The organism is Thauera sp. ZXT1-4 (genome assembly GCF_052598215.2).
The window spans coordinates 1-1,903 of record NZ_JBQWSN020000090.1; the positions used below are offsets into that span (position 1 = coordinate 1).

2 protein-coding genes are annotated in these 1,903 nt (G+C 66.4%); both read right to left on the reverse strand.

Annotated features, from left to right (window positions below; translation table 11 throughout):
- Nucleotides 1-27 precede the first annotated feature (27 nt).
- Nucleotides 28-1,644 carry an IS66 family transposase gene (tnpC, locus tag ACUH78_RS19150; protein ID WP_445334425.1) on the reverse strand — a complete coding sequence of 539 codons (1,617 nt, stop codon included), beginning with the start codon at nt 1,642-1,644 and terminating at the stop codon, nt 28-30.
- Nucleotides 1,645-1,673: 29 nt separating this feature from the next.
- On the reverse strand, nt 1,674-1,903 hold a 230-nt coding region (tnpB, locus tag ACUH78_RS19155; protein WP_510497608.1), incomplete at its 5' end, for an IS66 family insertion sequence element accessory protein TnpB.

Genomic DNA, 1,903 nt, shown 5'->3' on the forward strand with positions numbered 1-1,903 from the left:
GTAAGCGCTCACCCAGCGGCGTCGTTGCTAAACAGCGCGCCTTGAGATATCCGAGCGCAACGGCGCTTTCCCGAAGTGCTGCTTCCACAGTCTGGGCGTGAGTTGCGCGACGTCGGCGGCCGGATGCTGGCCGACGCGCTGCAGTACGTCGACAAGATAGTCGTACGGATCGACTTCATGCAGCCGACAGGTCGCAATCAGGCTCTGGACGACGCCGACGTGCTGGGCGCCGAGCTCGGTCCAGCTGAACATCCAGTTTTTCCGACCGATCGGAATCGGCCGTAGCGCCCGTTCGAGGTGGTTGGTATCGATCGGCACATCCGGGTCGGCCAGGAACACTTCCAGTGCCGCTCGTCGCTTGTGCGCGTAGATCAGCGCCTTGGTCAGCGGGCTGCTCGGCAGCAGCCCCTGCGCGTCCAGACGCTCCTGCACCCAGGTGAAGAAGGCCGTAACGATCGGACGGGCGTGATCGAGCCGGTACTCGCGCTTGGCCTCGCCCTTGAGCTTGTCGTCGCGGATCGTCGCTTCGACCCCGTAAAGCGCACCGATGAACTCGAGCGCCTGGGCTGCCAGCTTGGGCTCGGCCGTTTCGGCGTTGATGAATTCGCGCCGGCAGTGCGTCCAGCATTGCGCGTGCGTGAGCCCGGTCTTGCTCGCGTAGGTCTCGTAGGCGCCATAGCCGTCCGAGAGCAGCACACCCCCTTCGGTGGGTTTGAGCCCGAGCACCTTCTCGACGTTGCTGTGCGCGCGGCTGTCGAAGAACGGGAAGCAGATCTCGTGCAGCTCGCCATAGACCGGCCAGAAGTAGCAGGCCTTCATCTTGCCCGGGCTGGCCCGCCCGGCCTTGATCGGGGTCTCGTCCATGGCCTTGACGCGGCTGGCCCGGATCGACGCGAGCTGCGCCTCGTAGATCGGCGTGAGCAGCGCGGCCGCCTGCGCAGCCAGCTGCGTGAGCCAGGCGCGGCTGACCGTGATGCCCGCATCGGCCAGGCGCTGATGCTGGCGGTACAGCGGCAGGTGCCAGGCGAACTTGTCGAGCAGCAGCCCGACCAGGAAACTTACGTCGGCGCGGCTGCCCTCGATCACCCCGGCGGGCGCCGCCGGGCAGTGGATCGTCTGCGTGTCGCGGCGCTTGATGACCGGGCGCACGTACTTGAGGATCACGTAGCTGCCCGGGCGCTGCGCCAGGCGGTGGCTGACCTTCTCGCCGATCACCTCGAACTGCTCGGCGGTGAGGCCCTCGATCTCGGGGTTGGCGAGCGTGATGGTCTCGACCGGGACGCGCGTCTCGTCGAAGAACAGCGCCGATTCGTCCTTGCTCTGGGCGAAGTCGGTGCGCGACGCACGACGGGTGTGTCCCCCCACGGTCTTGCCGGGGACATCGGGCTGTGTGTCGGGGATCGGCAACTCGCCCAGATACATCTGCGTGGTGTCGGGTAACACCATGCGCTTCTCGCTCTTCTGGCCAAAGAGCTGGCGGCGGAACCACTCGAGCTGATGCTTGAGCGCCGCAAACTCGAGCCGCATCGCATCCATGTCGCGCTGCAAGGCGACGTTCGCCTGCGCCAGTCCGACGATCTGCTCGGGCGCCCACTGGGCGGCCTCGGCAAGGGTCGGAACGGGGGTGCAGTGCGGTGCGGGCATGGCGCGTATTTTACCGCAGAACCCAGCATTCATGCGGGTTGCACGGCATTTTTGGGCAGTCGGAAACGGCGCTTGGTGCGGGCCGGCTCGATGCCTTCGAGCAGCAGCTTGAGCCCGGTCCAGTCCATCTGGCGCGTGCGAACCTGCGCCCAGTTCGACACGAAGCGCCCCTGCTCGAGGCGCTTGGCCCACACGCAGAATCCAGTGCGGTCCCAGTACAGCACCTTCATCTGCGTGCCGCGCCGGTTGATGAACACGA

Excerpts from the sequence above, each read along its gene's own strand:
- tnpC (WP_445334425.1), bottom strand. The coding sequence starts at position 1,644 with ATGCCCGCACCGCACTGCACCCCCGTTCCGACCCTTGCCGAGGCCGCC.